General features: G+C 68.6%; 32 protein-coding genes. 12 read left to right on the forward strand and 20 right to left on the reverse strand.

The annotated features are described in order from the left end of the window. Positions 1 to 7 precede the first annotated feature (7 nt). The 13 genes from KF780_02510 to KF780_02570 all read right to left on the reverse strand — a co-directional run bounded on the left by KF780_02510 (position 8) and on the right by KF780_02570 (position 12,172). Complete coding sequence (locus tag KF780_02510; protein ID MBX3560662.1) at positions 8 to 598, reverse strand: hypothetical protein; 591 nt, start codon at positions 596 to 598, stop codon at positions 8 to 10. Positions 599 to 1,035: 437 nt separating this feature from the next. Then, positions 1,036 to 2,415 carry a glycosyl transferase family protein gene (locus tag KF780_02515; protein ID MBX3560663.1) on the reverse strand — a complete coding sequence of 460 codons (1,380 nt, stop codon included), beginning with the start codon at positions 2,413 to 2,415 and terminating at the stop codon, positions 1,036 to 1,038. An 88-nt stretch (positions 2,416 to 2,503) separates the two neighbouring features. Further along, positions 2,504 to 3,505: a histone deacetylase family protein gene (locus KF780_02520; protein ID MBX3560664.1), complete on the reverse strand. Its 1,002-nt coding sequence runs from the start codon at positions 3,503 to 3,505 to the stop codon at positions 2,504 to 2,506. A 9-nt stretch (positions 3,506 to 3,514) separates the two neighbouring features. Beyond that, positions 3,515 to 3,679: a hypothetical protein gene (locus tag KF780_02525; GenBank protein MBX3560665.1), complete on the reverse strand. Its 165-nt coding sequence runs from the start codon at positions 3,677 to 3,679 to the stop codon at positions 3,515 to 3,517. Between the two features lie 9 nt (positions 3,680 to 3,688). Continuing rightward, entirely contained in the window at positions 3,689 to 4,624 is a 936-nt protein-coding gene (locus tag KF780_02530) for an electron transfer flavoprotein subunit alpha/FixB family protein (protein ID MBX3560666.1), read from the reverse strand. Beyond that, positions 4,621 to 5,370, reverse strand: coding sequence for an electron transfer flavoprotein subunit beta/FixA family protein (locus KF780_02535; protein ID MBX3560667.1), 750 nt, complete (start codon positions 5,368 to 5,370; stop codon positions 4,621 to 4,623). Before KF780_02535 ends, KF780_02530 begins: the two co-directional genes overlap by 4 nt. Positions 5,371 to 5,406: 36 nt before the next feature. Beyond that, complete coding sequence (sucC, locus tag KF780_02540; GenBank protein ID MBX3560668.1) at positions 5,407 to 6,606, reverse strand: ADP-forming succinate--CoA ligase subunit beta; 1,200 nt, start codon at positions 6,604 to 6,606, stop codon at positions 5,407 to 5,409. 57 nt (positions 6,607 to 6,663) lie between these two features. After that, a complete protein-coding gene (locus KF780_02545; protein MBX3560669.1) occupies positions 6,664 to 7,773 on the reverse strand; it encodes an ankyrin repeat domain-containing protein in 1,110 nt (369 codons plus the stop codon). Between the two features lie 179 nt (positions 7,774 to 7,952). After that, positions 7,953 to 9,479, reverse strand: coding sequence for an RNA polymerase factor sigma-54 (rpoN, locus tag KF780_02550; protein MBX3560670.1), 1,527 nt, complete (start codon positions 9,477 to 9,479; stop codon positions 7,953 to 7,955). 2 nt (positions 9,480 to 9,481) lie between these two features. Continuing rightward, entirely contained in the window at positions 9,482 to 10,261 is a 780-nt protein-coding gene (gene lptB / locus KF780_02555; protein MBX3560671.1) for an LPS export ABC transporter ATP-binding protein, read from the reverse strand. A gap of 98 nt (positions 10,262 to 10,359) precedes the next feature. After that, positions 10,360 to 10,908: an LptA/OstA family protein gene (locus tag KF780_02560; GenBank protein MBX3560672.1), complete on the reverse strand. Its 549-nt coding sequence runs from the start codon at positions 10,906 to 10,908 to the stop codon at positions 10,360 to 10,362. A gap of 2 nt (positions 10,909 to 10,910) precedes the next feature. Next, complete coding sequence (gene lptC / locus KF780_02565; GenBank protein ID MBX3560673.1) at positions 10,911 to 11,546, reverse strand: LPS export ABC transporter periplasmic protein LptC; 636 nt, start codon at positions 11,544 to 11,546, stop codon at positions 10,911 to 10,913. An 8-nt stretch (positions 11,547 to 11,554) separates the two neighbouring features. Beyond that, positions 11,555 to 12,172, reverse strand: coding sequence for a ribonuclease D (locus KF780_02570; GenBank protein MBX3560674.1), 618 nt, complete (start codon positions 12,170 to 12,172; stop codon positions 11,555 to 11,557). Positions 12,173 to 12,424: 252 nt separating this feature from the next. On the opposite strand from KF780_02570, the gene KF780_02575 reads away from it, so the two are divergent. Then, positions 12,425 to 13,195: a CspA family cold shock protein gene (locus tag KF780_02575; GenBank protein MBX3560675.1), complete on the forward strand. Its 771-nt coding sequence runs from the start codon at positions 12,425 to 12,427 to the stop codon at positions 13,193 to 13,195. 76 nt (positions 13,196 to 13,271) lie between these two features. Here the strand turns inward: KF780_02575 and KF780_02580 are convergent, their stop codons facing one another. From KF780_02580 to KF780_02590, 3 genes are all read right to left on the reverse strand, one after another. Continuing rightward, positions 13,272 to 13,766 (reverse strand): DNA starvation/stationary phase protection protein, encoded by a 495-nt coding sequence (locus KF780_02580; protein MBX3560676.1) that lies wholly within the window; start codon positions 13,764 to 13,766, stop codon positions 13,272 to 13,274. Between the two features lie 121 nt (positions 13,767 to 13,887). Next, complete coding sequence (locus KF780_02585) at positions 13,888 to 14,451, reverse strand: TMEM165/GDT1 family protein (protein MBX3560677.1); 564 nt, start codon at positions 14,449 to 14,451, stop codon at positions 13,888 to 13,890. 8 nt (positions 14,452 to 14,459) lie between these two features. After that, positions 14,460 to 14,786 (reverse strand): hypothetical protein, encoded by a 327-nt coding sequence (locus KF780_02590; protein MBX3560678.1) that lies wholly within the window; start codon positions 14,784 to 14,786, stop codon positions 14,460 to 14,462. 175 nt (positions 14,787 to 14,961) lie between these two features. Between KF780_02590 and rpmG the strand changes: the two genes are divergently transcribed. Next, a complete protein-coding gene (gene rpmG, locus KF780_02595) occupies positions 14,962 to 15,129 on the forward strand; it encodes a 50S ribosomal protein L33 (protein ID MBX3560679.1) in 168 nt (55 codons plus the stop codon). A gap of 16 nt (positions 15,130 to 15,145) precedes the next feature. On the opposite strand, the gene KF780_02600 is transcribed toward rpmG, so the two are convergent. Beyond that, positions 15,146 to 15,622, reverse strand: coding sequence for a response regulator (locus KF780_02600; GenBank protein MBX3560680.1), 477 nt, complete (start codon positions 15,620 to 15,622; stop codon positions 15,146 to 15,148). 16 nt (positions 15,623 to 15,638) lie between these two features. Here KF780_02600 and KF780_02605 point away from each other — a divergent pair, with 16 nt between their 5' ends. The 5 genes from KF780_02605 to KF780_02625 are packed head-to-tail and all read left to right on the forward strand — an operon-like array spanning position 15,639 to position 18,859. Continuing rightward, entirely contained in the window at positions 15,639 to 15,905 is a 267-nt protein-coding gene (locus tag KF780_02605; protein MBX3560681.1) for a DUF3572 family protein, read from the forward strand. Next, positions 15,902 to 16,519 (forward strand): HAD family hydrolase, encoded by a 618-nt coding sequence (locus KF780_02610; protein MBX3560682.1) that lies wholly within the window; start codon positions 15,902 to 15,904, stop codon positions 16,517 to 16,519. The genes KF780_02605 and KF780_02610 overlap by 4 nt, the downstream gene beginning before the upstream one ends. 33 nt (positions 16,520 to 16,552) lie before the next feature. Continuing rightward, entirely contained in the window at positions 16,553 to 17,023 is a 471-nt protein-coding gene (locus KF780_02615; GenBank protein MBX3560683.1) for a RidA family protein, read from the forward strand. Then, positions 16,977 to 17,723, forward strand: a complete 747-nt coding sequence (locus tag KF780_02620) for a glycerophosphodiester phosphodiesterase (protein MBX3560684.1) — start codon at positions 16,977 to 16,979, stop codon at positions 17,721 to 17,723. The genes KF780_02615 and KF780_02620 overlap by 47 nt, the downstream gene beginning before the upstream one ends. Beyond that, the gene (locus KF780_02625; protein ID MBX3560685.1) at positions 17,720 to 18,859 is read left to right on the forward strand and encodes an N-acetyltransferase; all 1,140 of its coding nucleotides are present in this window, start codon (positions 17,720 to 17,722) and stop codon (positions 18,857 to 18,859) included. The genes KF780_02620 and KF780_02625 overlap by 4 nt, the downstream gene beginning before the upstream one ends. 3 nt (positions 18,860 to 18,862) lie before the next feature. On the opposite strand, the gene KF780_02630 is transcribed toward KF780_02625, so the two are convergent. Continuing rightward, entirely contained in the window at positions 18,863 to 19,294 is a 432-nt protein-coding gene (locus KF780_02630) for a hypothetical protein (GenBank protein ID MBX3560686.1), read from the reverse strand. A 145-nt stretch (positions 19,295 to 19,439) separates the two neighbouring features. Between KF780_02630 and KF780_02635 the strand changes: the two genes are divergently transcribed. Beyond that, a complete protein-coding gene (locus KF780_02635; GenBank protein MBX3560687.1) occupies positions 19,440 to 20,276 on the forward strand; it encodes an RICIN domain-containing protein in 837 nt (278 codons plus the stop codon). A gap of 39 nt (positions 20,277 to 20,315) precedes the next feature. Here KF780_02635 and KF780_02640 read toward each other — a convergent pair whose 3' ends face one another. Then, positions 20,316 to 20,618, reverse strand: coding sequence for an SEL1-like repeat protein (locus KF780_02640; GenBank protein ID MBX3560688.1), 303 nt, complete (start codon positions 20,616 to 20,618; stop codon positions 20,316 to 20,318). 93 nt (positions 20,619 to 20,711) lie between these two features. After that, the gene (gene panC, locus KF780_02645) at positions 20,712 to 21,557 is read right to left on the reverse strand and encodes a pantoate--beta-alanine ligase (protein ID MBX3560689.1); all 846 of its coding nucleotides are present in this window, start codon (positions 21,555 to 21,557) and stop codon (positions 20,712 to 20,714) included. A gap of 84 nt (positions 21,558 to 21,641) precedes the next feature. On the opposite strand from panC, the gene KF780_02650 reads away from it, so the two are divergent. The 4 genes from KF780_02650 to KF780_02665 are packed head-to-tail and all read left to right on the forward strand — an operon-like array spanning position 21,642 to position 24,365. Beyond that, positions 21,642 to 22,448 carry an AAA family ATPase gene (locus KF780_02650; GenBank protein MBX3560690.1) on the forward strand — a complete coding sequence of 269 codons (807 nt, stop codon included), beginning with the start codon at positions 21,642 to 21,644 and terminating at the stop codon, positions 22,446 to 22,448. Continuing rightward, positions 22,445 to 22,723 (forward strand): DnaJ domain-containing protein, encoded by a 279-nt coding sequence (locus KF780_02655; protein ID MBX3560691.1) that lies wholly within the window; start codon positions 22,445 to 22,447, stop codon positions 22,721 to 22,723. The genes KF780_02650 and KF780_02655 overlap by 4 nt, the downstream gene beginning before the upstream one ends. Before the next feature lie 17 nt (positions 22,724 to 22,740). Then, complete coding sequence (locus KF780_02660; GenBank protein ID MBX3560692.1) at positions 22,741 to 24,123, forward strand: phosphomannomutase/phosphoglucomutase; 1,383 nt, start codon at positions 22,741 to 22,743, stop codon at positions 24,121 to 24,123. After that, positions 24,123 to 24,365: a hypothetical protein gene (locus tag KF780_02665; GenBank protein MBX3560693.1), complete on the forward strand. Its 243-nt coding sequence runs from the start codon at positions 24,123 to 24,125 to the stop codon at positions 24,363 to 24,365. The genes KF780_02660 and KF780_02665 overlap by 1 nt, the downstream gene beginning before the upstream one ends. The last annotated feature ends 2 nt before the right edge of the window (positions 24,366 to 24,367 follow it).

The following is a 24,367-nucleotide window of genomic DNA, read 5'->3' on the forward strand; positions in this document are numbered from 1 at the left end:
GGCAAGATCAGAAATCCGCGCCGATCGTCAGTGCCGGGCCCGACATGGGGCGCGTATCGCCGGCCAGGCGGAAGCGCCAGTCGGCGGAGAGGCGCAGGTTCGCGCCGGCGACGGGCAAGGGCAGCGAAACTTGCGGCCCGGCATCGAGCCGCGCCGCGCCAGGCTGCGCCGCGCCCCAGGCGCCGCCGCCGATCTCGGCCGGACCGAGCCTCAAGCCGACGCGCACGGCGCCGTCGGCGAACAGATCGCGCGAACGGAGGCCGGCCGCGCCGACCTGGGCATAGGCATCGAGCCGCGCGCCAGCCGGCAGATCGATGCTGCCGCCTCCGTGAATCACCGCCGCGAAGGCGGAGCGACCGCCGTCCAGTTCCTGCCGCCGCTCGACGAGCAGATGAACAGGCAGCCGCGCGACCGGACGCCAATCGAACCCGAAGGCGGCCTCGGCGCCCGGACCGCGCAGCGGCGCGGAGATACGAGCCGACAATGCGAATGGACGGCCTGGATCGCCGTTCAGGCGATAGAGCAGCCGCCCGCCCGCCTGGCTGCCGCCGAGGACGCCCCCCGGAGCGAGCGGCTGTGCGCCGCCATCCCGGCGCACGAGGAGCCAGGCCGATCCGGACCAGCGGCGCGATGCACCCGAGGGCCTGGCAAGCGTTTCGGGCCGACCGGCGCCATGCTCCGGGCCGGGCGGCATCGAGGAGGTTGGCGAAGGGGCGGGCATGGCGGGATGCGGTGCCGGTTCCGCAGGTGGCGGCGCCGGAACCGGCATCGGCACCGGATGCAGCCTCATCCCGCTTGCTCCGTACGCCACTGCTGGGCCGTGCCGCCGCATCCGGGAATCCGGCATCGCGCCCATTCGTGTTGCCAGCCGGGATTGCCGGCCAGCCACAGGCGGCTCCATCGCCGCCGTCATCCTCGTCGATTGCGGAGCGGTACTTTCCGCGACGGGCCAGCCGATCCAGACAGCCGCGCGCAACACCGCCCAACCGCCGATCACCAGCGCGAGAAAGCGCAGCGGCGGCGGCGCGTCCCGCCTCATTCGGCCGGCAGACGCGCCGGAAAGGCATGGGCGGTCTTGCCCCAGGCGGTCGCGCCGGTGCGCCGCCCGGTCAGATAGCGCATGACCGCTCTCCGCGCGGCCAGCATGGCGATGATATTGGCGATGACGACGCGCGGCAGCGCGCGCAGCCCCTCGCGCAAGCCATAGGTGCGCGCGACGAAGCCGAAGCGCATCGCCAGGCGCCAGACGAGCAAGCCGAGATTGATGGTCAGCAAAAGAGTCAGGAAGACCGGAATCGGCTGCATCGCCCGGCCGGCGAACAGCTCCAGCGCATAAAGCGCGCCCCACAGAACGAGCGTGGCATAGGCCGCGAACAGGATCAGCGCCGCCAGCACCGCGCGCCGGTCGCGCAGGCGCATCCAGCGTTCGGCCAGACCGCCGCGCCAGCCGAGCCTGTCCCAGCCGGCCAGCGCGATGCCCATCATCCAGCGCGATTTCTGCGCGACCGCCGCATCCAGCGTGGAGGGGAAATAGCCGCGGGTGGACACGACCGGGCGCCCTCGCCCCGCCGGCAGACGGACGAAGGCCGCCCGGCCGCCCATGATGCGCAGTTTGAGACCGAGTTCGTAATCCTCGGTCAAGCTGGCCGGATCGAAAGGCACGCCATGCGCGGCTGCCAAGCGGTCCAGCGCGGCGCGCGCGATCGCGCAGCCGACCCCCGCCGAGGGGATAGCGGCACCGAGCGCTTCGCGCACCACCAGTTCCTTGCCATGCGATTCGGCGAATTCGTCCGCATAATGGCCGCCGATCCAACGCGATTTGGGATCGATCAATGGCACCACCGGGAGCTGGACGAGATCGAACCGCTCGATCAGCGCATCGAACAGCTTGAGCTCCGCCGAATGGACCACATCCTCGGCATCGTGCAGCACCACCGCCTTGCAGCGCCGGCCCTCCGCCGCTTCGTCGGCCCGCATCGCATCCCACAGCCGGTTGAGGCAATCGGCCTTGCTGGTCGGCCCAGGCGCCGGATTGACGACCAGATGGATGCGATCGCCAACGAACGGCCGGACCGCGGCGATCGTCGCCGGATCGTTGGGATAGCAACCGACATAGAGGCGCCAGTCACCCCCGCCGAACGCGGTGCGCGCGTGGGCGAGCATGTTTGCGATCACGCCCCCCTCGTCCCAGGCGGGCACGAACACCGCGATCCGTCCCGACGCGGCGGGCGGAGCTAGGCTTTCGGCGCAGGTCCTGGGCCAATCGCGACCAAGCAGACGCCGCCGCAACGTCCGGCCGATCCAGATCAGATCGATCGCGATATCGCCAAGTCCAAGAAGAAGGAAGCCAACGGCCGCGAACAAGGCCGATTCGCGCATGACGATCTCGCCAGCGGCAATAAAGCCTTCCAGCATACAGACCGAATCTCCCCCGTTTCGGAGAGGGTTTCATCCATTATGAAAATAACGAGTGCAAGTGGATTCGAGCAATGGTGGAACTGATCTAGAATCCGCCAAGGAACGATGCAACATTGCTTCCAATGGCGTCTATCGCATATCCGCCTTCCATTAAGACAAGGCAATCGGCGTTCATATCCGCGATCTGCTGGCCGATAACCGCATAGTCTTCGGTCTTCAGCCGGAAATGGGAAATGGGATCTCCGGCGAACGTATCGGCGCCATAGGAGCAGATCAGCAGGTCCGGCCCGAAGCGCGCGATACGCTCCAAGGCCGCGCCCAATGCGGGGCGATAAGCGGCGAGATCGGCGCCGCGCGGCAGGGGCAGGTTGAGCGTGGCGCCTGCGCCCGCGCCCGCCCCGGCCTCGTCGGCATGGCCCCAATAATAAGGATAGTCGGTCCGGGGATCGGCGTGGATCGAGACGAACAGCACGTCGCCGCGATCGTAGAAGATGTCCTGTGTGCCGTTGCCGTGATGATAGTCCACGTCGAGGATCGCGACGCACCGGCCGGCGGCGGTCGCGGCCTGGGCGGCGATGGCGGCATTGTTGAGATAGCAATAGCCGCCGAGATAGTCGGCGCCGCAATGATGGCCCGGCGGCCGACACAAAGCGAAGGCGGCGCGCTCCCCGGCCAGCACGGCATCGAGCCCGGTGAGCGCGGTCTGCGCCGACCAATAGGCGCCCTCCCAGGTGCCCTCGGCGATCGGGCTGGAGGCATCGAAGCTGAAGGCGCCGAGCCTGGCGTCGATCCGGGTCAGATCGAGCGGGCGGCGGCGCACCACCGGCCAGGCATAGGCGCCGGCATCGCCCGGTCGCCCCGCCGCGCGCCACTCGTCATGGGCCGACCGCAGGAAAGCCAGATAGGCCGGGTCGTGAACGGCGCGCAGCGGCGCCTCGCCATGATCGACCGCCGGTTCGACCGACGCGAGCGCGGCGAGGATCGCCGAGGCCCGCGCCGGGCTTTCAGCGTAAGGCACGAATGCGCCGTTGTGCAGTTCCTGCGTCGGCGCATGAGCAAGCTGGCGCGCGTCGTAAAAGCAGCGCACTTTGGCCGCCTATTTTCCCGCCCTGCGCGCCTGTATCGCCAGCAGCGTCATCGAAGCCCCGATGGCGAGGCCGGCATAGGTCTTGATCGTCGCGGCGCCGTCGTTCCACACGCTAAGCCCCGCCGCGCCGAAGAACAGGAGCGCGGCGGCGGCGAAGAGCAGGCTCTGTTTCATGCGCGATTCCTACAGCTTCTCGGTCAGCTCGGGCACGATCTTGAACAGGTCGCCGACCAGGCCGATGTCCGCGACCTGGAAGATGGGCGCGTCCTCGTCCTTGTTGATCGCGACGATCGTCTTGGAATCCTTCATGCCGGCGAGGTGCTGGATCGCGCCGGAAATGCCGATCGCGACATAGACTTCCGGGGCGACGATCTTGCCGGTCTGCCCGACCTGATAGTCGTTGGGCGCATAGCCCGCGTCCACGGCGGCGCGGCTGGCGCCGACCCCGGCCTTGAGCTTGTCCGCGAGCGGATCGAGCAGGGCATGGAACTGATCGGACGAACCGAAGGCGCGGCCGCCCGAGACGATGATCTTGGCGCTGGTCAGCTCCGGCCGCTCGGACTTGCTGAGTTCCGAGCCCACATAGGCGGACAGGCCCGCGTCGCCGCCGCCGGAAACGGCTTCGACCGTTCCGGAACCGCCCGTCGCCGCCGCCTTTTCGAAGGCGGTGGTGCGCACGGTGACGACCTTTTTCGCGTCCGACGACTTCACCGTCGCGATCGCGTTGCCGGCATAGATCGGCCGGGTGAAGGTGTCGGCGCTCTCGACGCTGAGGATATCACTCACCTGCATGACATCGAGCAAGGCGGCGACGCGCGGCGCGATATTCTTGCCGGTGGTCGTCGCCGGGGCGACGAAATAGTCGCCATGGTCCTTCATCAAGGCGGCGGCGACCGGCGCGACATTCTCGGCGAGATTGTGGGCATAGGCCGCATCGTCCGCGACATGGACTCGTGTGACGCCGGCGATCTTGGCGGCGGCTTCGGCGACCGCGCCGACGCCTTGCCCCGCGACCAGCGCATGGACCTCGCCCAGCTTCGCGGCGGCGGTGACGGTGGCGAGGGTGGCGTCCTTGATCCGGCCGCCTTCATGCTCGACGAGGACGATCGCGACGCTCATGCCACCACTCCCAAAGTCTTCAGCTTGCCGATCAGCTCATCCACGTCCGCGACCTTGACGCCCGCCTGGCGCTTGGCCGGCTCCTCGACCTTCAGGGTCGTCAGGCGCGGCGCCGTGTCCACGCCGTAATCGGCGGGGGTCTTCTGCGCGAGCGGCTTGGACTTGGCCTTCATGATGTTGGGCAGCGAGGCGTAGCGCGGCTCGTTGAGGCGCAGGTCGGTCGTCACCACCGCCGGCGTGTTCAGCTTCACCGTCTCCAGGCCGCCATCGACCTCGCGGGTCACGTCGACCTTGCCGCCGGCCAGCTCGACCTTGGACGCGAACGTGCCCTGCGGCCAGTTCAGCAGCGCGGCGAGCATCTGTCCGGTCTGGTTCGAATCGTCGTCGATCGCCTGCTTGCCCAGGATCACCAGGCCCGGCTGCTCCTCCTCGGTGACCTTGGCGAGCAGCTTGGCGACGGCCAGCGGCTCCATCTCGTCGTCGGTCTGGATCAGGATCGCGCGGTCCGCGCCCATCGCCAGCGCCGTGCGCAAAGTCTCCTGCGCCTTGGCCGGACCGATCGAGACGGCGACGACCTCGGTCGCCGCGCCCTTCTCCTTCAGTCGAAGCGCCTCCTCGACCGCGATCTCGTCGAACGGGTTCATGCTCATCTTGACGTTGGCGAGATCGATGCCCGTGCCGTCCGCCTTCACCCGCGGCTTCACGTTGAAATCGATCACGCGCTTCACGGCGACCAGCAGCTTCATGCTTTCCCCTCTCTACCTGTGCGGGCGCCCGGCCGCTCAGGCGACCTTGGCCACCTCCGCGACAATCTTCCTGGCGGCATCGCCCAGATCGTTGGCCGGCACGATCGCCAGCCCGGAATCGGCGAGGATCGCCTTGCCTTCCTCGACATTGGTGCCTTCGAGCCGGACGACCAAGGGCACCGACAATTGCACCTCCTTCGCCGCCGCGACGATGCCCTCGGCGATGATGTCGCAGCGCATGATACCGCCGAAGATGTTGACCAGGATGCCCTGCACGGCGGGATCGCTGAGGATGATCTTGAAGGCGGAGGTCACCTTCTCCTTCGAGGCGCCGCCGCCGACGTCGAGGAAATTGGCCGGGAAGGCGCCGTTCAGCTTGATGATGTCCATCGTCGCCATGGCGAGGCCGGCGCCGTTCACCATGCAGCCGATATTGCCGTCGAGCTTGATGTAGGCGAGGTCGTGCTTCGACGCCTCGAGCTCCATCGGGTCCTCCTCGGTCTCGTCGCGCAATGCCTCCAGGTCCTTGTGGCGGAACTCGGCGTTGGAATCGAAGCCAACCTTGGCGTCGAGGACGAGGAGCTTGCCGTCATCCGTCACAGCCAGCGGATTGATCTCGATCTGCGCGGCGTCGGTGCCGATAAAGGCGTCGTAGAGCAGGGCCGCGGTCTTCTGCGCCTGCTTGGCGAGATCGCCGGTGAGGCCCAGCGCATTCGCCACCGCACGGCCGTGATGGGGCATGAAGCCGGTCGCGGGATCGACGGTGAAGGTGTGAATCTTCTCCGGCGTGTCGTGCGCGACCTCCTCGATGTTCATGCCGCCCTCGGTCGAGACGACGAAGGCGATCCGGCCGCTGGCGCGATCGACGAGCAGGGCGAGATAGAATTCCTTCGCGATGTCCACGCCGTCGGTGATGTAGAGCCGGTTCACCTGCTTGCCGGCGGGGCCGGTCTGCACCGTCGCCAGCGTGTTGCCGAGCATCTCGGACGCGGCCGCGCGCACCTCTTCGGCCGAGCGGGCAAGGCGGACGCCGCCCTTCGCGTCGGGACCGAGTTCCTTGAACTTGCCCTTGCCGCGCCCGCCGGCATGAATCTGCGCTTTCACGACATAAAGCGGCCCGGGCAATTTGCCGGCGGCGGCCACCGCTTCATCGACGCTCATCGCGGCATGGCCCGCCGGAACGGGGACGCCGAACTTGGCCAGAAGCTCCTTGGCCTGATATTCGTGAATGTTCATCGCGCCGGTCCTAAAGCATAGACTCGCCGCGATGGGAAGCGCTGCGATGCAGCATCCTCAGTCGATGCCGCGATCCGGGTCGGCGCATGCCCGCAAAAAGGCCGCGATCCGCGCCCGGCCTCCATATTCCGCCCAGTCGGCGGGCGTGCCCTGAAACAGACTGTCCTTCAGATCTAGCCGGGCACCGCGCGAGACGAGCAGCCGAACCGTGCCCTCATGGCCGGAAATCGCTGCCTGATGCAGTGGCGTCGAATGGGCGTGCGCCCCGACCGGATTGTAGCGGTCGGGATTCTCGCCGGCATCCAGGAACAGCGCGACGACGTCCGTGCGGCCGTGATGCGCGGCGTTGGCCAAGGCGAGGTGGCGCTGCGGTGCTCCGGCGCCGGGCAGAAGACGCCGGGCATCCTCCGTCAGGCCCAGCGCGGCGGCAACCGGCAAGGTCAGCGCCGCGCCGCGACGGAGCAGCGCGTCGGCCGCCGCAAACTCTTCATGGGCGAGCGCCGGCTGCATCGCCTGGTCCGGATCGCCGCCGTGATCGCACAGCAGGTCGATCAGCGGCGATTGGGCACCCGCCTCGCGCACCACCCGGCCGGACGCGACGAGCGCGAGCGCTTCGTCGACGGCGCCCACGTCCTTGCCGCCGCCGGCATCGAGGATCAGCCGCGCGATTTCGACGATATTGGGCGGCAGGCTGTCGTTGCGAACCGGATTTTCGGCGACGAAGGCAAGCAGCGCCGGATTGCGGAAATAGTTACCGCCCTCGAAGGCGACATGGCGCGCAGCGAGGCCGGGATGCGCGGCGAGATGCGCGGCGAGGGCAGCGGCGTCCCCGTCGTCGATCAGGTCCACCGCGAGGCGGAACGCCGGATCGGCGATCTGATGATGATGGGGAACGTCCGCGCCGGGCGCGGGCGGGCCTTCGACATGCGCCTTGAGGCGCGGCCAGCTGGCGAAGCCGCGTTCGCGCGCGATCGCGAGCAGCGCATCGCTCCATGTCAGCGGCGACGCAACGATGGCCGCGTCGCTCGCGTCCGCCAGGCGCGGGTGGAATTCGCGCAGGCGCTGGCAGGCTTGCGGGTCTCCCCCGGCGCGGGCGCGCAACAGACGCTGGGCGTCGCGCTTCAGGTGGGCGAGATCGGCGCGCGGCGGCAAGGGTTTCACGGGCATGCGAACCTCCTCATGGGCCCGACGTCCGCCTGTGTTCGGGCAAGGAAAGTTCGTGGCTGACGATACGCAACGTCACGGGTGGGCCTTGCCCTTTCCGCGGACCGGACGCGCCCCGATGCGCGTGGGATCGAATTGGCATGGCGCCGCGCCGATGGCAAGCGACAGCCCGCCAGCGAAGCTCAGGCCGCCCGGCCGATCGCCTTCTGGCGCCTCCGCTGCACCGATGAGCCCAGGCCGATCGCCTCGCGATATTTGGCGACGGTGCGCCGGGCGATGTCGAAGCCCTCTTGCCTGAGCATCTCGACGAGCTGGTCGTCGGACAGGATCCGGGTCGGCTCCTCGGCGGCGATCAGCGCCTTGATCCGGCTCTTCACCGCCTCCGACGAAGCCGCGTCGCCGCCGTCGGCCGACTGGATGCCGCTCGTGAAGAAATATTTGAGCTCGTAGAGCCCGCGCTCGCAGGACAGATATTTGTTGGAGGTGACGCGGCTCACCGTCGATTCGTGCATGCCGATCGTCTCGGCCACCGCGCGCAGGGTGAGCGGCTTCAGATGCGCGACGCCATGTCGGAAGAAGCCTTCCTGCCGGGTGACGATTTCGGACGCGACCTTCATGATCGTGCGCGCGCGCTGATCCAGCGCCTTCATCAGCCAGTTGGCGCTCTGCAATTGCTCGCTGAGCCACGCCCTGGACTGCTTGTCCTGCGGCCCGCTGGACAGCTCCTGATAATAAGTGCGGTTGACCAGCAGCCTCGGCAACGTCGCGCCGTTCAGCTCCACCGCCCAGCCCGCGCCGCGCCGGGCGACGAACAGGTCCGGCACGATCGCGTCGATCCGGTCCGAAGCCATGAAGCGGCAGCCGGGTTTGGGATCGTAGGCGCGCAGCTCGCGGATCATGTCCGCCATGTCCTCGTCATCGACGCCGGTGATCCGCTTCAGCGCCGCGATATTGCCCTTGGCCAGATAATCGAGATTGGCGATCAGCCGCGCCATCGCCGGATCGTAGCGGTTCGCATCCTTCGCCTGGAGGGCGAGACATTCGGAAAGGTCGCGCGCGCCGACGCCCGCCGGATCGAAGGTCTGGAGGATGGCGAGCACCCGCTCGACCTCATGCAGCGCCACTCCGAGCCGCTGCGAGATGTCGAGCAGGTTGCCGGTGAAATAGCCGGTCTCCTCGATCTGCTCGACGATGCGCTGGGCGATGACGAGATCGGCGCCGGACAGGATTTCGCCGGCCTGGGCGAGGAGATGATCGTGCAGCGACCGGCTCTCGGCGGCGAAGCTGTCGAAGTCCGGCCCATCCTCCGGCATCCCGGCCGAACCGGAAAGACCGCTGCCGCTGCCCAGACCCAGGCCGCCGTCGAGGCCGCCCAGCGCATCGGCGGGGCCGTCCTGGTGGAAATCCTCGCTGTTGGTGTCGATGTCGAGCGCGGCATCGCCGCCGCCGGCGTCGATCTCGGGCAAAAGCTCGCCTTCGAATTCGAACTCGTCGCCTTCGTATTCGGCCTCCGGCGCGGGCTCCGCCCGGTCCGGGCCTTCGCCCTCGCCGCCGCCCACTTCGAGGAGAGGATTCTTCTCGATCTCCTCGGCGATGAAGGTTTCGATCTCGAGGTTCGACAGCGCGAGCAGGCGGATCGCCTGCTGCAGCTGCGGCGTCATCACCAGCGATTGCGACTGCCGAAGATCGAGGCGGGGCCCGAGCGCCATGGCTACAGCTCGAAGCTCTCCCCGAGATAGAGGCGCCGCACATTCTCGTCGGCGACGAGATCGGCGGGGCTGCCGGCGAAGAGCACCTGGCCGCCATAAATGATGCAGGCGCGATCGACGATCTCCAGCGTCTCGCGGACATTGTGATCGGTGATCAGCACGCCGATGCCGCGCGCCTTCAAGGCGACGATCAGGTCGCGAATGTCCTGGATCGAGATCGGATCGATGCCGGCAAAGGGCTCGTCGAGCAGCATGATCGAGGGATTGGCCGCCAACGCGCGGGCGATCTCGCAGCGCCGCCGCTCGCCGCCCGACAGCGCCATGGCCGGCGCGTCGCGCAGCCGCTCGATATGGAATTCGCCGAGCAGCTGCTCCAGCCGCGCCGTGCGCGCCGCCTTGTCCGGCTCGGCCACCTCCAGCACCGCCATGATGTTCTGGCTGACGGTGAGGCCGCGGAAGATCGAGGTTTCCTGCGGCAGATAGCCGAGCCCCAGGATCGCGCGGCGGTACATAGGCAGGCCGGTAATGTCGGCGCCGTCGAGCAGGATGCGGCCGGAATCCGGCTTCACCAGCCCCATGATCGAATAGAAGCAGGTCGTCTTGCCGGCGCCATTGGGCCCGAGCAGGCCGAGCACCTCGCCGCGATCGACGCCGAGCGAGACGTCGGTCAGCACCGCCTTCTTGTCGTAGGACTTGGCGATCGAGACGACCGAAAGCCCGCGCGCGAGCTCGCCGACGGCCGCATCGGTCTCGGTCCGCTCGATCGGCAGCGTTTCGTTCATGGATACTCCCGCCTGTGTCGGCCTCTAGTTAGGCGTTCGGGCGGAAAGCCTCAACCGGCAAGAGTCTTGCATGGCGGCGATGCGACGCGTCGGGCGGATCAATCGCCCTGCGGGCGCTGCGGCACGGTGAAGCGGCCGGTGACGCGCCCGCCGCTCGCCTCGCCCGGCGCGCCGGACGTGCCGCCGTCCATCACCGCCCGGCCGGTGCTGAGATCGAGCACGAGCCGCCCGCCGCGCACGTTGGAATCGCCCCGCGTCAGCGTCACGCCGCCGATCATCGTCACCAGCCTCCGGTCGAGATCGTAGATCGCGAACTGGCTGCGCGCCGTTTCGGACGGGCTGGTCAGGGTCACGCCGCCGCTCGCCTCCAGCCGCTTGATGTCGATGCCGCTGGTATTGGCATAAGCGACGGTGAGGCGCGGCGAGGCGAGGCGCAGGGATCCCTGCCGCACATCGACATTGCCCGAGAAGACCGCGCGGTCGGCGCGGTCGAGCACCTCGATCCGGTCGGCGGCGACATCGACCGGCGCATTGGTGTCGTGGCCCTTCAGCGCCGAGGCGCCGCTTTGGCCGACCGCCGGCTGCGCGGCGGCCAGGGCCAGGGCCAGGCTTGCGGCCATGCCGGAGGCGGCGAGCCAGCGGGTCATGCTCATCGCATCGCTCCCTGCACGATATGGAGGCGGGGCCGGCCGGTCAGCACGACCCGGCGCTCGCCGAGATCGGCCTCCAGCCGCCCGCCGGAAAAGGTGCCGAGCGGCATCCGCCCCTCGACCGCGCCGTCGCTGGCGAGCCGGCGGGTGCGCAGATCGACCGTCACGTCGCGCGTCTCCATCCGGTAGCCGTCGGCGGCGGTCAGCAGGATCGGGCCGAGGACGTCGACCTTGTCGCCGGCGACATCGTAGCGGGCCCGGTCGGCCCGCAATTCGGCCGGACCGCTTTCCAGATCCATCCGGGCCTGCATGCCGCTGATCTGGACGGGATCGGTCGCGGTTCGCTGCAGCGCATGGCGCGCGTCGATGAGGAAGGCGCGCCCCTGATCGTCGACGCCGCGATATTGCGCGGCCTGGACCTGCATCCGGTCGTCCGCCTGGTCGACCTTGTTCTTGTCGAGCAGGAAGCTGACCTCCTGCTTGTCCTCGAACGGCGCGAAGGCGAGGAAGGCGAGCACGACGCCGATCAGCGCCGGCAGGCCGATCTTCATCGCCTGGACGACGCGGTCGTGGCTGCCGCCGGGCGCCGCCCAGCCGCGCTTGACCAACCGTTCCTGATCGGCCAGCTCAGACATGGCGCGGCTCAGACATGGGCGAAGATGTCCTGTTCGTCCCAGCCGGCGATATCGAGCGCGGCGCGATGGGGCAGGAAATCGAAACAGGCCTGGGCCAGCCCGACGCGGCCTTCGCGCACGAGCCGCTCGTCGAGCTTCTCCTTCAGCGCGTGGAGATAGCGCACGTCGGCGGCGGCATAGTCCTTCTGCGCGTCGCTGAGCTCGGGCGCGCCCCAGTCGGAGCTTTGCTGCTGCTTGGAAATCTCCTGGCCGAGCACCTCCTTGACCAGGTCCTTGAGACCGTGCCGGTCGGTATAGGTCCGCACCAGGCGCGAGACGATCTTGGTGCAATAGACCGGCGCCGCGACCACATCGAGATAGGCCTGGATCGAGGCGAGATCGAAGCGTGCGAAATGATAGAGCTTGAGCCGGGCGGGATCGGCCAGCACCGCCTTGAGATTCGGCGCCGAATAAGCGCTGCCCGGCGCGAAGCGCACCAGATGCTCGTCGCCGCGCCCGTCCGAAATCTGCACCAGGCACAATCGGTCGCGGCCGACCTGCAACCCCATCGTCTCGGTATCGACGGCGACCGGGCCGGGGCCGAGCGCGCCGGCGGGCAGGTCTTCTTGATGAAAATGGATCGTCATGACTGGCCGAGATAGGGCCAAGCGGGCGCACGCTCAATGGCCTGTCGCGGCAAATGGCAAGCGAAGCAGGACGGAGCCACGATCCGGGGCGAGCAATCGCGCGAAGATCGGCGGCAAAACTCCTCGCCGGACAGGCTTTTTTCCGCTATAGGATTCGGCGTCGCGCCGCTTTCCGGCGCGAAGACCTTTGCGCGTTCTGCCCGGCGCGGTGGTTCTGACAGGGGATTGGGCGCTGGAAAGTACTTGAATCAAATGGGTTTCGATAGAGGGCGCCGCGGCGAGCGCGGCGGTCGCGGCAGAGACAAGCGCGACAATATCGGCGGCGGTGAAGATTTCGGCGGCGGTGGATTCGACAGAGGCGGCTTCGGCGGCGGCGACAGGTTCGCCGGCGGCGGCGGTGGAGATCGATTCGGCGGCGGCGGCGGTGGCGGCGGCGGTTATCGCGGCGGCGGCGGCGGCTTCGGCGGCCCGCGCGGCGGCGGTGGTGGTTTCGGCGGCCCCCGTGGCGGCGGCGGGGGCGGGGGCATGCCCCCGCAGGTCGTCGGCGAGGCCAAGGGCGTCGTAAAATTCTTCAACGGGCACAAGGGCTTCGGCTTCATCGTTCGCGACGATGGCGGCGAGGACGTGTTCGTCCACATTTCGGCCGTCGAGCAGGCAGGACTGACCGGCCTGGCCGAAGGGCAGCCGCTCGAATTCACGCTTGTCGACCGCGGCGGCCGTGTCTCGGCGACCGATCTTCGGATCGAAGGCGACCCGCTCCCCGTCGAGGAGAGCAGCCGCGATCGCGCGCCGCAACGTCAGCTGACCGGCGAGAAGGCCTCCGGCACGGTCAAGTTCTTCAACGCTGCCAAGGGCTTCGGTTTCATCACGCGCGATGACGGGCAGCCCGATGCGTTTGTCCACATCTCGGCGGTGGAACGCGCCGGCATGATCTCTCTCAACGAGGGCGACCGGATCGAGTTCGAGCTGGAGGTCGATCGGCGCGGCAAGACCGCGGCGGTGAACCTGGTTCCGATCCAGTAAGCCTCGGCTCACGCGGCAAACGGAAAGGCCGGCCTTCGCGCCGGCCTTTTTCGTGCAGGCGCCGGCCGGCCGCGTTTTAGCTGCGGCTCGCCTCGAACAGGAACCAGGCGCGCTTCTCGGCGCGGTCGGTCCAGTCGTCGAGGATGCCCGAAGTCGCATTGTCCTTCGCCTCGTCGACGATCTCCTTCGCCTCGCGCAGCGCTTCGACCAGCTTCAGATTGTCCTCGCGCAGCTCGGCCAGCATGTCCTTGGCCGACACGAAGTCCTTGTCATTGTCCTTGACGCTCTGCCGGCGCGCGATGTCGCCGATCGAACGCAGGGTGGCGTTGCCGGTCTTGCGCACCCGCTCGGCGATCTCGTCGGTGGTGAGAAGGATGTCGGCCGCCTGCTCGTCGAGCAGCAGGTGATAGTCGCGGAAATGCGGGCCCGAGACGTGCCAGTGGAAATTCTTGGTCTTGAGATAGATCGCATAGCTGTCGGCGAGGATGCCGTTCAGCGCGTCGGCGACCGTCTTGGTGGCGTTGCTGGAAAGATCGGTCGGCGTGTTCAGCTTGGCGGCGGTGTCGGACATGTTTGCCTCCTGGTCAGCGTTGGCACCGAGATAGGAATCGCGAGCGGCGCGGACCATAGCCCAGACCGGCCCGCCCTGCCGACAAATATCGATGGCTGTGATCGACGGGCTTGATCAAGGCTCAGGCGAGCCGGAGCGTCTGCATCGCCACGATGAAGCCGATGACGAGGAACAGGCCGGCGACGGTGAAGCGGATGGCGCGCAGCGGCACGGCCCTGGCCAGGCGATCGCCGAGCAATGCGGCCGGGACGGTCGCGGCCAGCAACCCCGCGCTGGCGCCCGCCATGGCCAGCCAGACCGAATCGAAGCGGGCGGCGAGCGCGAAGGTGAGGAACTGACCCCGGCTGCCGGTTTCGGCGGCAAGGCACAGGATCGCGGCGACGAGGAGAAGCGGCAGCTTCATCGAGCCGAGCGAAGGCGTGCCGCGCGGCACGAAGGCGGCGAGCGCGTCGAGCAGCAACGCCAGCGCGACCATCAGCGACGCGGCGCGCGGCGGGATGGCGGCGCCGATCAGGCTGCCCGCCCAGGCCGCGACCAGGCTGCTCGCCAGCGCCGCGACGATCAGCCCGGCCAGCACGAGCCCAGGCCGGCCGCTGCGCGCGGCGAGCAGGGCGACGATGAGCTGGGTCTTGTCGCCCCAGCCGGACAGGAAGGCGGCGACGAAAGTGGTGACGAGCGGCTCCATCGGCGCCCTCAGGCGCTGAGGCGCACCGAGATCGAGGCGAGCATCGCTTCGCTCGCCGTCGCCGATCCGGTCGGGCCGCAGCCGACCGCGTCGCGCAGCCGATCGAAATAGATGTCGGCCGGGCAGCCGCGCGGATTGGCGCGCACCGCGCGCTCCAGCGCATCGGCGAGGCAGACCACCGGCACCATGCCATAGGCCGCCGCCATGGTGCGGACGGACGCGATCTGCTGGACGAAATCGCGCACCTTCATCTTGCGCGCCGCCCGCTGGAGGCTGTCGAGCCGGTCGCACAGCTCCGAGCGGACCAGAATCATGCCATCGCGTTCCCAGTGCATCTTCGCGGCTCCCCCTGTGGGCACGAGAAGACCATGCGCGCTTATGGTTACCACTGCGTTAAACCGCCGGACGCTTGACAGAATCGCTCGCAATCGTCAGAGGCGAGCCGGAAACGAGGGCGGCGCTGGCGCCGCTTTCTTTTTTTACGCCACCGATTTTTTGAGAGAGGCTGTCATGGCCAAGCCGACCACGGTCAAGATCAAGCTCGTCAGCTCCGCCGACACGGGCTTCTTCTATGTGACCAAGAAGAATCCGCGCAACATCACCGAGAAGATGACCTTCCGGAAATACGATCCCGTTGCGCGCAAGCACGTCGAGTTCAAGGAAGCCAAGATCAAGTGACGACCCGCTAGGGCCGTCATCCCGGATTCGATCCGGAATCCAGCTTGCTTTCGACCGCTTCTCCGCCGCTCCCGGCATCCGGCTCGGGGGCGGCATTTTCTTTGTCCGGCGCTTGCCCATCGGTCGTGCCCGCAAGAAGCTCGCGCACCGCCTCGACGAACTTCAGCACCGAAATCGGCTTGGACACATAGCCTTCCGCACCGGCATCGCGGATGCGCTCCTCATCGCCTTTGGCGGCATAGGCGGTGACGGCCATGATCGGCGTCGTCATCAACTCGCCGTCCATCTTCATCTGCTCGATCAGCTCAAGCCCGCTGACATGCGGCATCTGGATGTCCATGACGACGAGGTCCGGCGCGAAGTCCCGTGCCCGCGCGATCGCCTCGCGGCCGTCGCGGACCGGCTCGGCGGCATAGCCATGGGCGCGCAGCAGGTCGCAGAACAGCTTCAGATTGAGCTCGTTGTCCTCGACAATCAGGATTTTTTGTCCCACGGCCCGTTCCTAGGCGATGCGCGATCAACAAACAAATAACGACGAAGCCTTGGCCTTGTCCGCATTGGGCTGGGCCCTGACCGACGACATGCGGGCCGCGCGCTTCCTGGCGCTGACCGGATTGACGCCCGATGCATTGCGAGGCGGGCTCGGCAAGCGATCGACGCTCGCGGCCGTGCTGCGCTTCCTGGAGGCGCACGAGCCCGACCTGATCGCCTGCGCCGCAGCGATCGGCGCCGACCCTGCCGATCTGCCGGAAACACGGCGGAGACTGGAGGGATGAAGCGACCGCTCCTCATCAGCGATTGCGACGATGTGCTGCTGCACTTCCTGCCTCATTTCGCCGAATGGCTGGACGAGACGCAGGACATTCTCTTCGATTTCGAAATGCCCGGTTTCGCGGGGGCGCTGCGCCACAGAAGCGGCGCGGCAGTCGCCGAAGACCGTATCTGGCCACTGCTCGACCTGTTCTTCCACCACGAGATGCACCGCCAGAGCCTGGTCGCCGGCGCGGCCGAGGCGCTGGGGACGATCGGCGAGGTGGCCGACATCGTCATCCTCACCAATATCGGCGACGCCCATCATGCCGGCCGCATCGCCCAGCTCGACGCCTTCGGCATCCGTCACCGGGTGATCTGCAATCAGGGCGGCAAGGGCCGCCCGGCGCGCAAGCTGATCGCGGAAATGGGCGCGGGCGCGACCGTCTTCGTCGACGATCTCGGCCCGCATCACGAATCGGTGGCGAAGCACGCGCCGGACGTCTGGCGGCTGCACATGATCGCCGAGCCCCGCTTCGCCGCGAAGACCCCGCCGGCCCAGCATGCCCATGCCCGGATCGACCCATGGGACGAGGCTTTGCCCTGGGTGCTGGCGCGGCTGACGGCCGGCAAGGCTTGACCCGGCGCATCCCCGGATGCTTAGCCCTTGGCCATGACCGACAGCATATCCACCCGCCTCGCCGAACTCGGCATCAGCCTGCCCGAACCCGCCGCCCCCGTCGCCGCCTACGTGCCCGCCGTGGAAATGGGCGGCCTGCTCTATCTCTCAGGCCAGCTGCCGTTTGACGCGGACGGCAAGGTGATCACCGGGCGGCTCGGCGAGGATCAGGATCTGGAACATGGCCAGGAAGCGGCGCGCGCCTGCGGCGTCATGATCCTCGCGCAGATCAAAAAGGCGCTCGACTCGCTCGACCGGGTCGAGCGGATCGTTCGGCTCGGCGTGTTCATCAGCAGCGCCGCGGATTTCACCGATCAGCCCAAGGTCGCCAACGGCGCCTCCGAGCTGATGGAGCAGGTCTTCGGCGAAGCCGGTCGCCATGCCCGCAGCGCGGTGGGCGTGCCGGTGCTGCCGCTCAATGCCGCGGTCGAGATCGATGCGATCGTCGCGGTCAAGGCCGGCTAGACTCGTCGCGCTTTTCGCGAAGCCCTTCGCGCATCGCGGCCTCCATGGCCGCGGCCTCGTCGAGAACAGCCGCGCCGCCTTCCTGGCCGCGATCGAGGCCGGTCACGGCATCGAACTGGACGTGCAGGCGAGCGCCGACGGCGAAGCGATCGTCTTCCACGATTACGATCTCGTCCGGCTGGCCGGCGCGCCCGGGCGGCTCGCCGAAATGGACGCCGCCGCGATCCGTGCGCACCGCCTCACCGGCACCGAGGAGACGATCCCTGCACTCCCCGAAATCCTGGCGCTGATCGACGGTCGCGCGCCGCTGCTGATCGAGGTGAAATCGCCGGGCTGGCGGGTCGGGCCGCTCTGCCGGGCTGTGAAAGCCGCGCTCGATGCCTATGTCGGGCCGGTGGCGGTGATGTCGTTCAATCCCCTGATCCCCGGCTGGTTCGCGGCACACGCCCCCGATATGCTGCGCGGGCTGGTCGTGACGGAAGACGGCAATCCCGCGCGCAAGCGACTCCGGCGCAAGGCCGCGCTGGCCTGGTCGCGCGCCGATTTCCTCGCCTGCGACATCCGCGACCTGCCTTCCGCGTTCGCTTCTTCTGCTCGCGCCAGGGACCTGAAGATCGGCACCTGGACGGTCCGCACCGAAGCCCAGCGCGCGACGGCGGCGGCCCATGCCGATCAGGTCATCTACGAAGACCTGCCATGAGCGACGAGCCGGTCGTCGCCCGCATCGCGCCGGGCGTGGCGCGCTTCGCTGCCGAGGACTGGGACCGCTGCGCAGGAACGGAAGACCCGTTCCTCAGCCACGCCTTCCTCGCCGCGCTGGAGGAGTCGGGCAGCGCCACGGCGGAGACCGGCTGGCAGCCCGTGCCGGTCGCGATCGACGGGCCGGGCGGGCGGCCCGACGCGGTGATGCCCGCTTATGTGAAGAGCCACAGCCAGGGCGAATATGTCTTCGACCATGGCTGGGCCGACGCCTTCCAGCGCGCCGGCGGGGCCTATTATCCCAAGCTGCAGATCGCGGTGCCGTTCACGCCGGTGCCGGGCCGTCGGCTGCTCACCCGTGCGCCGGAACTCGCGCCGGCGCTGATCGGCGCGGCGGAGCGGATCGTCGCGGCGCACGGCTTGTCCTCCGCCCACGCCACCTTCCTCCACCCGGACGAGGCGCCCCTGTTCGAGCAGGCCGGCTGGCTGATCCGCGCCGACAGCCAGTTCCACTGGCTCAACCAGGGGTTCGCGACGTTCGACGATTTCCTCGCCACCCTGACCTCGCGAAAGCGCAAGGCGATCCGCAAGGAACGGACCGCGGCGGTGGACGGGCTGGAGATCGTCCACCTCACCGGCGCCGCGCTGACCGAAGCGCACTGGGATGCCTTCTGGGCCTTCTACCAGGACACCGGCGCCCGCAAATGGGGCCGGCCCTATCTCACCCGGCCCTTCTTCTCGCGGCTCGGCGAGACACTTGCCGACAAGGTGCTGCTCATCCTTGCCTTGCGCGACGGGCGCCCCATCGCCGGCGCACTCAACCTGATCGGCGCACAGGCGCTCTACGGCCGCTACTGGGGCTGCGTCGAGGACGTACCCCATCTCCATTTCGAGCTCTGTTATTATCAGGCGATCGACTTCGCGATTTCAAATGGCCTCGCACGGGTCGAGGCAGGCGCGCAGGGCGGGCACAAACTGGCGCGCGGCTATCGGCCGGTGCCGACATATTCCGCCCATCATATCGCCCATCCCGGCTTCCGGCGCGCGGTGGCGGACTTTCTCGCCGCCGAGCGCGCGGCGGTGGCGCGCGAGATCGCGGCGCTGGATGAGCTGACACCCTTCCGGAAGAAGAGTTGAAGACTATGGCTCCGGCGCCAGCCGCAGCGCGACACGATAATCCGTTTCCGGCCAGCGCGGCGCGTCGCACGAACCGGTGTGGAGATTGCCGTCCTGTCCCATACGCGCCGCCACCAGCACTTCCTGGCCCCGCTCATACCAGATCGCGCATTGCGGTCCCGTCCTCAAGGAGGCGTGACGGACCTCGATCCGCTCCGGCGGCAGCGCCCATTGCGACGGCATCTTGAGTGGCGCGAGCAGTTCGAATGTGGTGATCGAGAAGGTCTCGGGACCGGCGGGATCGGGCACGCTCGCCACGACCCGGCCGCGAAAGATCGCGTCGGCATGACCGACATGCTCGGCCGCGCTCGACAACGGTCGACAGGAGCAGGCGAGGGCCGCGGTAACGGGCGACAGGGCAAGGAGGCCGGCCAGCAGGGCAAAAATCGTTTTCATGTCCAACCTCTAGTCCGGTCACCGCAACACGCGCAATGCGCCGCGAAGACACTCCATTTCAGACGGCCTGTTCCGGAAACGGTCGTTTCGGCGCCGTTCATCGCCCGCGCGGCACGTTGCCCGAATCGCTGGCGGGGGAAGCGCGATGATCCGATGGCCCGTTCCTGTCTCTGTCCTGCTTGCCGCGCTGTGGTTGCCCCCGGCATCGGCCCGGACGCTGGAGCCGGCCACCCTGCCGGGCATGTGCGTGACCATCGACCCGGTCGAAGGTTCGGTGAGCCGCCCTTGCGACGGATCGGCGGCGCAGCGGCTGGCGTTGCCGGAAACAGGCCCCGGACCGATGCGTTTGGGCGATGCCTGCCTGGCGCCGCGCGGCGGCGGGAACTACCCGCCGCTCGTTCCGCTGCGCTGCGACGGATCACCCGGGCAAAGCTGGACGATATCCGCCGATCATGTCGTGCGGAACGGCGAGGGACGATGCCTGGCCCTGCTCGCTTTGTCTGCGCGCGATGGCGCGCGCGTCTATGCCGCGCCCTGCCCCGCGCGCTACCCGCCGCAGGCCTGGCGGATCCGGGCCTTCGACTCCCTCGGTTATGCGCCAACGCGCGGGCGGCTGCGCTGGGCGCCTCGGCCCGATCTCTGTCTCTCCCTTGTCCGGCCGGGCACCTTCATCGGGCTGGAGCCGTGCGCCGAGGTGCACCGCTGGGAGCAGGTCTTTTCCTTCGATCGCCGCGGCCCGGGACAGTTCCGGATGTCGGGCACCTGCCTCAGCGGCAATGCCGGCAGCGGCGGGCTCGCCTTGCGCCGTTGTCGGGTGAATCCGGAGATGCACTGGTTGCTGGAGGAAGGTGGTGCACTCTCGAACGGGGCCTCGCATTGCATCGAGCCGCGCCTGACGAATGGACGCTGGGTGGCCGCGCTGACATTGTGTGCCGCAATCCGGGAGCAACGCTGGACCTTCGAGGAGATGGCGCCGCCATGATCGCCTTCCCGGGCGCCGGATGCGGCCCCCGTCGGCGGGTCAGGCGGCCCGGCGTTCGGACGAGAAATCGGCGAGCCAGGCGCGGGCCTGGCGTTGCGCCTCGGCGATCTCCCGCGCGGTCATCTCTTCGGAAATGTCGGCGCGACATTCCTGCGCCAGCGTGCTGCCGTTCAGGGCCGCCAGATTGAACCATTTGTGCGCTTCGACGAGATCGACGGCGATCCCGCCGCTGCCGGTCGAATAGGCGACGCCCAGTTCGTAAAGCGCCTTGACGTCACCCGACGCCGCATCGGCGATGCGGCTTTCGATCAGGAACGCGGCTGCTTTCGCGCTATGTGCCATGGAAAATCCCCCACACCTGCGTGTCCGGGACGATGTCTGGCGCACCACTTCCAAACAAATGGTTAACGCGAAAGTGACAATGTCAGGTGTGCACTAGGCCGGCAGCACCGGCAGATTGTCGATGAGGCGGGTGCGGCCGATCCGCGCGGCGGCGAACAGGCGGGCCGGGCGATCGAGCGCGGCGAGCGGCGCGAGCGTCTTGGCGTCGCACAACGCCACATAGTCGATCGGATCGAAGCCCGCCTCGGCGAGCCGCGCTTCGGCCCGCGCCAGCACCTCCGCGACCGCTTCTCCCTCGCCCAGCGCCCGCGCCGCCTCGCCCAGCGCGCGGGGCAGGGCGCGCGCGGCCTTGCGCTCCTCGTCGGTGAGGTAGGCGTTGCGCGAGGAGAGGGCCAAACCGTCGGCGTCGCGCTGGGTCGGCACGCCGACGATCCCGATTCCCATGTCGAGATCGCGGACCATCCGGCGGATCACGCAAAGCTGCTGATAGTCCTTCTCGCCGAACAGGGCGATGTCGGGCCGAACCTGGTTGAACAGCTTGGCGACGACGATCGCGACCCCGTCGAAATGGCCGGGCCGGGCGGCGCCGTCGAGCCCGTCGGTGATCCCGCCGACATTGAGCGTCGAGGCGAAGCCTTCGGGGTACATGGTCGCGGCGTCCGGTGCCCAGAGGAGCGCGCAGCCCGCTTCCTCCAGCATCCCCGCATCCGCCGCCTCGCGCCGCGGATAGGAGGACAGATCCTCGTTGGGGCCGAACTGGGCGGGATTGACGAAGATCGAGGCGACGACATGATCCGCCCGGGCGCGGGCCTCAGCGACCAGGGCCATGTGGCCGGCATGGAGCGCGCCCATCGTCGGCACGAGGGCGACCGTGCCGCCTTCCGCGCGCAACGCGGCGACGGCGGCGCGCAGCGCCTCGATCTCACGGATGATTTGCACCGCCTGTTGGCCTCCGATAGAGGAAATCGCGCGCGGCTCTTTGGGCGCGCCAAGGTTCAAGATCAAGTCTGGGGCAGCGTCGACATGGCCGGAACGGGCCCGCATTTCCTGGTATTCGCCAACGAAAAGGGCGGCACCGGCAAGTCCACCACGGCGGTGCACAGCGCCGTTGCGCTCGCCGCGCGCGGCCGCCGCGTCGCCGCGATCGATCTCGACACGCGCCAGCGCACGCTCGGCCGCTATCTCGACAACCGTGCCGAGACGGTGAAGCGGCTGGGCGTCGAGCTGCCGATGCCCGCCCACGCCACCTTCCATCCCGACGGCGCGGAAAGCCTCGACGATCTGATCGCGCGCATGGCCGAGGGCGCGGACGTGCTGGTGATCGACACGCCGGGGCGCGACGACCCCCATGCGCGCGCCGTGATGGTCCGCGCCGACACGCTGGTCACGCCGATCAACGACAGCTTCGTCGATCTCGACCTGATCGGCGAGGTCGATGCCGAAACCTACCGGGTGCGTCGCCCCAGCTTCTATGCCGAGCTGGTGTGGAACAGCCGCACCCAGCGCGCCAAGACGCAAGGCCAGAGCGTCGACTGGGTCGTCCTCAGGAACCGCATGCAGCATATCGAGGCGAAGAACATGCGCCGGGTCGGCGCCGCGCTGAACGAGCTGTCCCGCCGGGTCGGCTTTCGCGTCATTCCGGGGCTGGGCGAGCGCGTCATTTATCGCGAGCTCTTCCCCAAGGGCCTCACCCTGCTCGATCTCCAGCAGATCGGCGAAGTCGGCATCGCCCATGTCGCGGCGCGGCAGGAGCTGCGCGAGATGCTCGCCGGCTTCGCCTTGCCCGACGACGCGGCCGACAATCCGCCGCGTATCGCCGCCGCCGGATGATCGTCAAGGCGCTCGTCCTCGCCGCCGTCGCGGCGATCCTCTGGCTGTGGTGGCGGCGCTCCGCGCGGCCGGCGGCGATGACGCCGCGCGAGGCGCGCGAGCTGCTCGGCGTCACGCCCGGCGCGAGTCTGGAGGAGATACGCGACGCGCATCGCCGGCTGATCGCGAAGGTTCACCCCGACAGCGGCGGATCGGACGCGCTCGCCAGCCGGGTCAACCTGGCCCGCGACGCGCTGGTCGCCGAGCTGCGGCGCGGTCCGCCGCGCGCGCCCTGACATTTCACGGAGTTTCCATGAGTCACGTTTTCCACCCCACCATTCTTCGCGAATATGACATTCGCGGCATCGTCGGCGAGACGCTGGGCGATGCCGACGCTTATGCGCTCGGCCGCTCCTTCGGCACTGTGGTCCGCCGCGCCGGCGGCACGCGCATCGCCGTCGGCCGCGACGGTCGGGAAAGCGCGCCGGCGCTGGAGGACAGTCTGACCCAGGGACTGACGGCCAGCGGCGTCGACGTGGTGCGGGTCGGCCTCGGGCCGACGCCGATGCTCTATTACGCCGCGGCCGAGCTGGATGTCGCCGGCGGCATCATGATCACCGGCAGCCACAATCCGGCCGAATATAACGGCTTCAAGATGACGCTCGGCGGCAAGCCCTTCTTCGGCGCCGACATCCAGCAGCTCGGCGTGATGGCGGCGGCGGCCGATTGGGAAACGGGCGAAGGCGCCGTTTCCGACGAGGAGGTGATGGACGCCTATGTCGATCGCCTCCTCCAGGGCTTCGACGGCGCGCATTTCCGGATCGGCTGGGACGCGGGCAACGGCGCCGCCGGGCCGGTGCTGGAGCGCCTCGTCGAGAAGCTGCCGGGCGAGCATCACCTGCTCTTCACCCAGGTCAGCGGCGCCTTCCCGAACCATCATCCCGATCCGACCGACGAGGCGAATCTCAAGGATCTGAAGCAGCTCGTCCACGCCCACGGCCTCGATTTCGGCATCGCCTTCGACGGCGACGGCGACCGGATCGGCGCGGTCGATTCGCTCGGCCGGGTGGTGTGGGGGGACCAGCTCCTGTCGATCCTCGCCGAGCCGGTGCTGGCGGAGCTGCCGGGCGCCACGATCATCGCCGACGTGAAGGCGAGCCAGGTCCTGTTCGACCGCGTCGCCGAGCTGGGCGGCACGCCGCTCATGTGGAAGACCGGGCACAGCCTGATCAAGTCCAAGATGAAGGAAACCGCCGCCCCGCTGGCCGGCGAGATGAGCGGCCATATCTTCTTCGCCCACGAATATTACGGCTTCGACGACGCGCTTTATGCCGCCGTGCGGCTGATCCGCGCCGTCTCGAAGCTGGGCGGCTCGCTCACCGCCCTGCGCTCGGCGATGCCCAAGCTGGTCAACACGCCGGAGCTGCGCTTCCAGGTGGACGAGAGCCGCAAGTTCGCGGTGGTCGAGGAAGTGCTGGACCGCCTCGCCGGCGACGGCGCGCAGGTGGACCGCACCGACGGCGCCCGGGTCAACACCGACGACGGCTGGTGGCTGCTGCGCGCGTCCAACACGCAGGACGTGCTGGTCGCGCGCGCCGAGGCGCAGGACCAGGCCGGGCTCGACCGGCTGGTCGCGCAGATCGACGCCCAGCTCGCCGCCTCCGGCGTCGCGCGCGGGCCGCGGGCGGGGCACTGATGCCGCCCCTCAATCTCGACGCGCTCGCCTTCGCCGTCGCCTGGGCGGCACTGGCGTTGCTCGCCGGCATGGTCGGCGGCTTCTGGATGGGGGGCGGACTGGCGCTGGCGCTGCTCGTCGTGGTGATGCCGCTCAGCGCCTTCACCCTGTCGAAGACGGGCGATTTCGCGCTGGAGCGCAAGGTGCGCTGGGCGATGTTCGCCGCCGCGGCCTTGGGGCTGATCGTCACGCGGGTTTTCTAGGG

Origin of the sequence: Sphingomonas sp. (assembly GCA_019635535.1) — a bacterium.
Lineage (GTDB): Bacteria > Pseudomonadota > Alphaproteobacteria > Sphingomonadales > Sphingomonadaceae > Allosphingosinicella.

Excerpts from the sequence above, each read along its gene's own strand:
- KF780_02610 (MBX3560682.1), top strand. The coding sequence starts at position 15,902 with ATGAAGCGACCGCTCCTCATCAGCGATTGCGACGATGTGCTGCTGCAC.
- lptC (MBX3560673.1), bottom strand. The coding sequence starts at position 11,546 with ATGTCTGAGCTGGCCGATCAGGAACGGTTGGTCAAGCGCGGCTGGGCG.
- KF780_02535 (MBX3560667.1), bottom strand. The coding sequence starts at position 5,370 with ATGAAGCTGCTGGTCGCCGTGAAGCGCGTGATCGATTTCAACGTGAAG.
- sucC (MBX3560668.1), bottom strand. The coding sequence starts at position 6,606 with ATGAACATTCACGAATATCAGGCCAAGGAGCTTCTGGCCAAGTTCGGC.
- KF780_02525 (MBX3560665.1), bottom strand. The coding sequence starts at position 3,679 with ATGAAACAGAGCCTGCTCTTCGCCGCCGCCGCGCTCCTGTTCTTCGGC.
- rpoN (MBX3560670.1), bottom strand. The coding sequence starts at position 9,479 with ATGGCGCTCGGGCCCCGCCTCGATCTTCGGCAGTCGCAATCGCTGGTG.
- KF780_02545 (MBX3560669.1), bottom strand. The coding sequence starts at position 7,773 with ATGCCCGTGAAACCCTTGCCGCCGCGCGCCGATCTCGCCCACCTGAAG.
- KF780_02605 (MBX3560681.1), top strand. The coding sequence starts at position 15,639 with ATGCGCGATCAACAAACAAATAACGACGAAGCCTTGGCCTTGTCCGCA.
- KF780_02660 (MBX3560692.1), top strand. The coding sequence starts at position 22,741 with ATGAGTCACGTTTTCCACCCCACCATTCTTCGCGAATATGACATTCGC.
- KF780_02630 (MBX3560686.1), bottom strand. The coding sequence starts at position 19,294 with ATGAAAACGATTTTTGCCCTGCTGGCCGGCCTCCTTGCCCTGTCGCCC.
- KF780_02530 (MBX3560666.1), bottom strand. The coding sequence starts at position 4,624 with ATGAGCGTCGCGATCGTCCTCGTCGAGCATGAAGGCGGCCGGATCAAG.
- KF780_02635 (MBX3560687.1), top strand. The coding sequence starts at position 19,440 with ATGATCCGATGGCCCGTTCCTGTCTCTGTCCTGCTTGCCGCGCTGTGG.
- KF780_02585 (MBX3560677.1), bottom strand. The coding sequence starts at position 14,451 with ATGGAGCCGCTCGTCACCACTTTCGTCGCCGCCTTCCTGTCCGGCTGG.
- rpmG (MBX3560679.1), top strand. The coding sequence starts at position 14,962 with ATGGCCAAGCCGACCACGGTCAAGATCAAGCTCGTCAGCTCCGCCGAC.
- KF780_02625 (MBX3560685.1), top strand. The coding sequence starts at position 17,720 with ATGAGCGACGAGCCGGTCGTCGCCCGCATCGCGCCGGGCGTGGCGCGC.
- KF780_02590 (MBX3560678.1), bottom strand. The coding sequence starts at position 14,786 with ATGCACTGGGAACGCGATGGCATGATTCTGGTCCGCTCGGAGCTGTGC.
- KF780_02580 (MBX3560676.1), bottom strand. The coding sequence starts at position 13,766 with ATGTCCGACACCGCCGCCAAGCTGAACACGCCGACCGATCTTTCCAGC.
- lptB (MBX3560671.1), bottom strand. The coding sequence starts at position 10,261 with ATGAACGAAACGCTGCCGATCGAGCGGACCGAGACCGATGCGGCCGTC.
- KF780_02560 (MBX3560672.1), bottom strand. The coding sequence starts at position 10,908 with ATGACCCGCTGGCTCGCCGCCTCCGGCATGGCCGCAAGCCTGGCCCTG.
- KF780_02665 (MBX3560693.1), top strand. The coding sequence starts at position 24,123 with ATGCCGCCCCTCAATCTCGACGCGCTCGCCTTCGCCGTCGCCTGGGCG.
- KF780_02570 (MBX3560674.1), bottom strand. The coding sequence starts at position 12,172 with ATGACGATCCATTTTCATCAAGAAGACCTGCCCGCCGGCGCGCTCGGC.
- KF780_02620 (MBX3560684.1), top strand. The coding sequence starts at position 16,977 with ATGCCGCGGTCGAGATCGATGCGATCGTCGCGGTCAAGGCCGGCTAGA.
- KF780_02655 (MBX3560691.1), top strand. The coding sequence starts at position 22,445 with ATGATCGTCAAGGCGCTCGTCCTCGCCGCCGTCGCGGCGATCCTCTGG.
- KF780_02615 (MBX3560683.1), top strand. The coding sequence starts at position 16,553 with ATGACCGACAGCATATCCACCCGCCTCGCCGAACTCGGCATCAGCCTG.
- KF780_02640 (MBX3560688.1), bottom strand. The coding sequence starts at position 20,618 with ATGGCACATAGCGCGAAAGCAGCCGCGTTCCTGATCGAAAGCCGCATC.
- KF780_02515 (MBX3560663.1), bottom strand. The coding sequence starts at position 2,415 with ATGCTGGAAGGCTTTATTGCCGCTGGCGAGATCGTCATGCGCGAATCG.
- KF780_02650 (MBX3560690.1), top strand. The coding sequence starts at position 21,642 with ATGGCCGGAACGGGCCCGCATTTCCTGGTATTCGCCAACGAAAAGGGC.
- KF780_02575 (MBX3560675.1), top strand. The coding sequence starts at position 12,425 with ATGGGTTTCGATAGAGGGCGCCGCGGCGAGCGCGGCGGTCGCGGCAGA.